This is a genomic window from Pseudomonadota bacterium, from assembly GCA_016195085.1.
In the GTDB taxonomy this organism is placed as follows: Bacteria; Pseudomonadota; Alphaproteobacteria; order SHVZ01; family SHVZ01; genus JACQAG01.
Genome location: JACQAG010000020.1, coordinates 1 through 7059 on the forward strand (window position 1 = coordinate 1; position 7059 = coordinate 7059).

Here is a 7059-nt window from a genome sequence, read left to right on the forward strand (position 1 = left end):
CCCGGCCACCGCCGGCCGGTTCATGGCGGGGCTGGCTGCCGCGGGCTGCGAGCCGGCAAGGCCAAGACCTCCTAGCGATCGCGCGGCGACGGATCCACGAATACGGAAGGCCTCTCGCTCGAGCGAGGAGCTCGAGCTGGCGGCGCCGGCCGAAGCGGCGCTTCGGCCGGAGAACGGAGCGAGCGCGCCGCGCGAACGCCGTGCGCACGATCATGGGGACTCGCATGGGGACGTTTGCCCGGAGCACCCCATGGGAAGCCGTTGGAATCCGTGGCAATCGAAAGCAAGGATGGGACAGCCCGGGTTGTCGCTCCGTTCCCGAAGCGCCCATGCCAAACACCAATAAAACCGGGCGTTTTCGAGTGGCGTCCCCGGCGGGATTCGAACCCACGGCCCCAGGATTAGGAATCCTGTGCTCTATCCTGCTGAGCTACGGGGACTCGCCGGATCTGCTATAGCATAGCCGGCGCCGCGGCGCAGCCGACAGCGGTCGGGGCCGTTCATTGGTTCGGAAGGCGGGGGAGCGGTGCCCGACACGATCCCGAAGCTCGGCACGAGGCTGGCCTTGCTCGCCATCAGCGAGGACACCAAGGCGCAAATCGCCACCATCCGGCCGCTGCTGGCCGAGGAGATGGGCGGCATCATCCGCCGCTTCTACCGCCATATCCGGGGCTTTCCCGAAGGCAAGCGGCTGATCCAGGACGACGCCGCCGAGGCGCGCCTCAGCGAGGCGCAGAAGCGCCACTGGGATCGGCTGTTCTCCTGCCGCTTCGACGAGGACTATGTGGCGAGCGCGCTCCGCGTCGGACGCGCCCATCTCAGCGCCGGCGTCGCCCCCTACGTCTACATCGCCGGCTATAACTTCTTTCTCTGCGAGCTGATCAATCTGATCGTTGCGCAATATGCCGGCGGCCTGCAGGTCTTCGGCACGCTGACGGCGGTTAGCCGCATCGTCTATCTCGACATGGATCTGGCGCTCTCGACCTATACCCGCGAGCTCTGGCGCATCCAGACACATAATCCTTGACGCTTGCCCTCACGCCGCGCGGATCTTGCCCAGGAAGTCGTCGACCTGGCCGCGCAGCCGCTCGGCCTGCTGGCCCAGGATTTCGGCCGCCGCCTTGACGCCGCCGGCGGCCTGGCCGGTCGCATCGGCGCCGGCGGACACGCCCGCCACGCCGTCCGAGACGTCCTTGGTGCGCCGTGCCGCCTGCTGGGTGTTGCGGGTGATCTCCTGGGTGGCGGCCCCCTGCTGCTCCACCGCCGAGGCGATCGAGGTGGCGACCGTGCTCACCTCGTCGATGGTGCCGCCGATGCGCTTGATCGCCTCGACCGCCGCCTTGGTGACCGACTGCACCTCCGTCACCTGCGCGGCGATCTCCTCGGTCGCCTTCGCCGTCTGGGTCGCCAGCGACTTCACCTCGGAGGCGACCACGGCGAAGCCCTTGCCGGCCTCGCCGGCGCGTGCCGCCTCGATGGTGGCGTTGAGGGCGAGCAGATTGGTCTGCCCGGCGATGTCGCTGATCAAGCGCACCACCTCGCCGATGCGGCCCGCGGACTCGGCGAGGCCCCGGACCGTGCTGTCGGTCTGATTCGTCTCCTCTACCGCGCGCACGGCGATGTTCGCGGCATGGGTCACCTGCCGGCTGATCTCGGCGATGGACGCGCTCAGCTCTTCCGAAGCTGCCGCAACCGTCTGCACGTTGCTGGACGCATCCTCGGACGCCGCCGCCGCGGCCTTCACCTGATCGGTGGTCTCGGTCGAGGTCTTCGCCATGTCATCGGAGGTCGTCCGCATCTCGCCCGACGCGCGGTCGAGCGCGTCCAGCGCGTCTTTGACCTGGCTTTCGAAGCCGGCGATGGCGGCATCGACGGTTTGCTGGCGCGTCGCCGTCTCCGCGTGGCGGCGCCGCTGCTCCTCTTCGATCTGCGCCTTCTCGATGGCGTTTTGCCTGAAGGTGCCGAGAGCGCCGGCGAGCGCCCCCACCTCGTCCTGGCGATGGGTGAAGGGCGCATCGGCGTTGAGATCGCCGCCCGCCAGCTTCAGCATCGCCTCGCAGATGGTCCTGAGCGGGCCCACGACCCGGCGGTTGACCGCGATCATGCTGCCGAAGGCCAAGGCCAGCGCCAAGGCGAACAGCATGACCTGCCCGAAGAGCTGGCGCTCGGCGGCGACCTGCAGCGCTTGGCCCTGGTCCTTCGCGGCGTCCAAGGCTCGCTCCGCCACGGCCAACAGGCTCTCGCGCGTCTCGGCCGAGATGGGCGAATACTGGTTGGCCGTGAGCTCCGGCTTCTCGCCGTTGATCAGCGCGTTCAGCAGGCGCTCGCGCATGCCGGTGAATTTCACATTGAAATAGTTCTCCTTCGCGCCGGTGATGGCCGAAGCGAGCGGTCGCGGCAGCTGCGTGCCGGACGCCAGATCCTCGAGCGCCGCCCAGAGCTGCTCGGTGGCGCGGACCCAGCCCGCATAGAGCTGGCGTGCCTCCGGCGGCACCTTCCCTGCGGCAAGCCCGTTCGACACCAGGACCGACGCCTCGCCGCCGGCATTGCGTACCAGCCATGCCAGCTGCTTCATCTCCATCATCTCGTCGATGTAGGCGTTGGTGTGCTTGATCGCCGCGAAGGCATTGCCCGAGATCTTGTCCAAGACCTCAAGCATCTTCGTCGTCTCCGACGCAAACTCATTGCCCAGCTGCTCGCGGCGGGCCGCCTTCGGCTTCTCCAGGGCATCCCACGACTCGCTCTGCAGCTGCGCCAGGGCCTTGATCGAGCGGTCCAGTTCCGCGCTGAGCGCCGCCTGATCCTTGAACTCGATCTTCCGCACGACCTCGGCCACCGCGCGCGCGCCCGGCAGGTCGGCATCCCGATATTTCTTCACGTAGCTCTTCATGTCGGATTGGATCGGCGCCGGATCGTTCAGATAGCGAACGGTCGACGCCCGATCGGTGCGCAGCCCATTCATGGCGCTGAAGGCATGGCTGGAAAGCTCGGCCACCGCCAGGATCTCTCCGGCACCGCGCAGCTTCTGCCAGGAGTCCCATGCGTTCGTCGCCAGCATGACGATGACGGCCGCCGCCATGGCGGCAATGACGGTCTTCAAGAGGGCATTGGCGGAGAGGCGATCCAGCCAGCGCCGAGGCCTGGCGCCATTCGATGCGGCGGCCGCCGCCTGCCGGCGGTCTTGGGAAGTCGTCGTGGCGTGGGCCATGATCTGTCTCTCCAAAAGATTGGCTTGGCGTCGGGGGGTTCCCGATTAGAACCGCCTTCTTCCTCGCGGCACCATCCATCGAAAGTATGAGGATTGGCTGTCTCCGGGTCGGCTCTGGCCCTGCCCGGCAAGGCCCCTGTATGCTCGCCCGCGAGCCATGGATCCGAGGGAGGTTTCTGGATGGCCCGAAGCAAGAAAAACCCCGAGCCCGCCCCTACGGCGCTGGCCGGGCTCAACGCCGTGGTGACGGCGGGAGCGGCCGGCATCGGTCGTGCGATTGCGAGCCTGTTCGCCGATCACGGCGCCCGGGTGCTGGTTTGCGACGTCGACAAGCCGGCGCTCGCGGTCTTGAAGCGCGAGCGCCCGGAGATCGAGGGCATGGTGGCCGATGTGGCCAAGACCAAGGATGTCGATCGGCTGTTCAGCCGCGCCCGGACGCGGGGACGCCTCGATATTCTCGTCAACAATGCCGGCGTCGCCGGACCCACGGCACCGGTGGAGAGGATCTCGGCGGCCGAGTGGGAGCGCACGCTCGCCGTCAATATCAACGGCATGTTCTACTGCACGCGGAGCGCGGTGCCGCTCATCAAGAAAGCCGGCGGCGGGTCGATCATCAACCTATCCTCGGTCGCCGGCCGGCTCGGCTTCCCGTTGCGCACGCCCTATTCCGCCTCGAAATGGGCGGTGGTGGGCTTCACCAAGAGCCTGGCGATCGAGCTCGGGCCGAGCCGCATCCGGGTGAATGCGATCCAGCCCGGCCCGGTCGCGGGCCCCCGCATCGAGCGGGTGATCGCCGCCAAGGCGAAGGCGGTCGGCATTCCCTACGAGGAGCAGGAGCAGATCATGCTGAAGGCCGTGTCCCTGCGCCGCTTCGTCACCGCCGAGGACATCGCGGAGACCGCACTCTTCCTCGCCTCGGCCGCCGGCGCCAACATCTCCGGCCAGGCCATCAGCGTCTGCGGCAATACCGAGACGATTTCGTAGGGCGCCGAGGGGACCGCATTTCTTTTTTTCGTCATCGCCGGGCTTGACCCGGCGATCCACGTCTTCTGTCGTGCCGGCGGCAGCGTGGATGCGCGGATCAAGTCCGCGCATGACGAACAAAAAATGCCGGGGCAATACCTTCCCTACAGCCCGATCACCATGGGCTGCGTCAATTGCCGCACCGCCTTGATGACCGCCATGCCGACGAGCATGCCGGTCTTGGGATTGTCGGCCGTCGGCACCACGTCCTCGACGAAGTCGAAGCGGCCGAAGGCGCCCCGCGCATGCACTTCGACGACGTGGCTGGTGATGGTGGGATCGGCCACGATCGTGAGCCTGGTGCGGTCGAGGCCGATGCCGGCCAGCGCCACGGCGGCCGAGATGTTGACGTTCTTCGGATAGGCCTTGGCGCCCTCGCGCACCGGCCCCTCGTAGAGCGTTGCCGGCGCCGTCAACCGATCGAGATCGACGAGGGTTTCGCCGGGCGTGCCCTTCCACGCCTCGGGCTGCTTCCGCACCACGATTTCCACGTGATCGAGGCCGCCGACCGCCGCACCGGCGAGGATGTCGAGGGCGCCGATGCCGGCCGAAGGCAGGATCAAGCGGCGATGGTTGCGCCGTGCGGCTTCCATGAGCCGCTCGCGAAAGAGATCGTCGGCCAGCGCCCCCACCGAGGTCACCAGGAGGTCGGCGCCGGCATCGAGGATGCGCTCGCCATGGTCGCGCACACTCTCATGCCCCGCCCCTTCCAGCACCGCATCGAAAGGGTGGGCGAAAAACCGTTCGGGATCGTTGGTGATCAAGGGCCCCCGGTTCGCGGGCGGACGCGGGCGGCGCACCAGAACGGCGGGCACGCTCACACCAGGCAAGGCGCCGGATTCGATCGCGTCCAGAACCTGGCCGCCGATGGCGCCGAGCCCGATCATGCCCAAGCGGAACGACGCGTCTTGCCGGCTCACGCTGTGGGCTCGAACTTGGCGCCGTCGCGCAGGGTCATCACCTGCTTGGCGCTCTCGGGAATCGGCACCTTCTCGCCGGTGGCGTTGATCATCATGACCAAGAGTCCGTCGGCGCGGTTGACGCAGCCCTGGCGCCAGGTCGCGTAGTCCATGCGGAAGCTGGTGCGCCGGAACGAGGCGACACGGGCGGTCACCAGGACCTCGTCCTCGAAACGGAGCGGCGTCAGATATTCGACAGCGATGCGGGCCAAGACACAGCCCGGCGTCTCCATCCGGAGCGGCAAGCCGCATTCCGCCATGTAGCGGATGCGCAAATCCTCATACCATTCGAGATATGTGGTGTGGTTCGCATGGGCGAATGCGTCGACCTCGCTCCAGCGGAGCCGGTGCCGGACCGCCAGCCACCACCCGCCTTCCACGCCAAACTCGGCGCGAAGCCTGTCGTCGAGCTCTACCCGCATGCCCGCAAGCGCATAGCGCATTCGCCCGCATCATGCCAGGGGGCATGACCGATGCGGGCCTGTATGATGGCGCCCGGTGCTTGATCGGGTGCGAGGCCGGGCATGGCGGGCGATCTCGAAGGGATCTTGGTGGTGAGTCTGGAGCAGGCGGTGGCCGCACCATTCTGCTCGAGCCGGCTCGCCGATGCCGGCGCCCGGGTGATCAAGATCGAGCGTCCGGAGGGAGATTTCGCCCGGCGCTACGATGGCATGGTCAACGGCCAGTCGACGTATTTCGTCTGGCTCAACCGCGGCAAGGAATCGCTCACCCTCGACATCAAGGCGCCGGCGGATTCGGCGCTGCTCCAGCGCATCCTCGCCAAGGCCGATGTGTTCATCCAGAACCTGGCCCCGGGTGCGGCCGAGCGCGCCGGCATCGGCTCGGCCGCGCTCACCGAGCGCCATCCCAAGCTGATCGCCGTCGACATCAGCGGCTATGGCGATGCCGGCCCCTACCGGGAGATGAAGGCCTATGATCTCCTGGTGCAAGCGGAGTCCGGGCTCTGCTCGGTCAATGGCGGGCCGGAGGCGCCGGCCCGCGTGGGCGTGTCGGTCTGCGACATCGCCGCCGGCATGTATGCGCACGCCGCCGTTCTGCAGGCGCTCTACGCCCGCGAGCGCACCGGCAAGGGCCGCGTCATCAAGGTCTCGCTGTTCTCCGGCATGGCCGACTGGATGACCGTGCCCTGGCTGCAATACACCCATACCGGCGAGGTGCCGAAGCGGAGCGGCCTCGACCATCCGACGATCGCGCCCTATGGCCCCCATCGCTGCGCCGACGGCGCGGTCCTGATCTCGATCCAGAACGAGCGCGAGTGGCCGAATCTCTGCACCGGCGTGCTCGATGATCCCGGCCTCGCCGTCGAGGTGCGGTTCAAGGACAATGAGAGTCGGGTCAAGCACCGCCGAGAATTGACCCGGCGTATCGAGTCGATGCTGACCACGCTGCCGCGCCGGGAGGTCGAGCGCCGGCTGAAGGCGGCGAAGATCGCCTTTGGCGGCCTCAACACTGTCGCCGACTTCGCCCGTCATCCGCAGTTGAAGACGGTTCCGGTCGAGACCCCTGAGGGTGTCATCGATCTCGTGGCCCCGCCGGCGGAGATCGTCGGCGAGACGCAGCACTTCCGCCCGATCCCCCGCGTGGGCGAGCACGACCAGCAGATCCGCCGCGAGTTCGGGTAGCGAAAAGCCCCCACCCTGACCCTCCCCCGCCTTCGGCGAGGGAGGGAATTCAAAGCCCACGCGCTCTTGTCCCCTCCTCCACCGCTGCACGGGTGTCCGGGGAATGAGTCGATTGGTCGCAGGCGCATGCCCGGCAAACCCTGCGATTGCCGGGTACCTTCTGGTTGTCGAGACTCAGAAGGGAAGCCGGGCATGCGCCACCTCGATAGCATCTTTGCGGGTCTGC

General features: G+C 67.7%; 6 protein-coding genes and 1 tRNA gene. 3 read left to right on the forward strand and 4 right to left on the reverse strand.

The window, feature by feature from the left end; genetic code table 11:
* Positions 1–363: 363 nt before the first annotated feature.
* Positions 364–440: transfer RNA gene (locus tag HY058_05645), tRNA-Arg, on the reverse strand.
* Between the two features lie 86 nt (positions 441–526).
* Here HY058_05645 and HY058_05650 point away from each other — a divergent pair.
* The gene (locus HY058_05650) at positions 527–1027 is read left to right on the forward strand and encodes a hypothetical protein (GenBank protein ID MBI3496767.1); all 501 of its coding nucleotides are present in this window, start codon (positions 527–529) and stop codon (positions 1025–1027) included.
* Between the two features lie 9 nt (positions 1028–1036).
* Here the strand turns inward: HY058_05650 and HY058_05655 are convergent, their stop codons facing one another.
* The gene (locus HY058_05655; GenBank protein ID MBI3496768.1) at positions 1037–3208 is read right to left on the reverse strand and encodes a methyl-accepting chemotaxis protein; all 2172 of its coding nucleotides are present in this window, start codon (positions 3206–3208) and stop codon (positions 1037–1039) included.
* Positions 3209–3388: 180 nt separating this feature from the next.
* On the opposite strand from HY058_05655, the gene HY058_05660 reads away from it, so the two are divergent.
* Positions 3389–4192 (forward strand): SDR family oxidoreductase, encoded by an 804-nt coding sequence (locus HY058_05660; protein MBI3496769.1) that lies wholly within the window; start codon positions 3389–3391, stop codon positions 4190–4192.
* 143 nt (positions 4193–4335) lie between these two features.
* Here HY058_05660 and HY058_05665 read toward each other — a convergent pair whose 3' ends face one another.
* Both HY058_05665 and HY058_05670 read right to left on the reverse strand, forming a co-directional pair.
* Positions 4336–5118, reverse strand: coding sequence for an aspartate dehydrogenase (locus HY058_05665; GenBank protein MBI3496770.1), 783 nt, complete (start codon positions 5116–5118; stop codon positions 4336–4338).
* Positions 5119–5147: 29 nt separating this feature from the next.
* The gene (locus tag HY058_05670) at positions 5148–5633 is read right to left on the reverse strand and encodes an acyl-CoA thioesterase (protein MBI3496771.1); all 486 of its coding nucleotides are present in this window, start codon (positions 5631–5633) and stop codon (positions 5148–5150) included.
* Between the two features lie 81 nt (positions 5634–5714).
* On the opposite strand from HY058_05670, the gene HY058_05675 reads away from it, so the two are divergent.
* Complete coding sequence (locus HY058_05675) at positions 5715–6833, forward strand: CoA transferase (GenBank protein MBI3496772.1); 1119 nt, start codon at positions 5715–5717, stop codon at positions 6831–6833.
* The last annotated feature ends 226 nt before the right edge of the window (positions 6834–7059 follow it).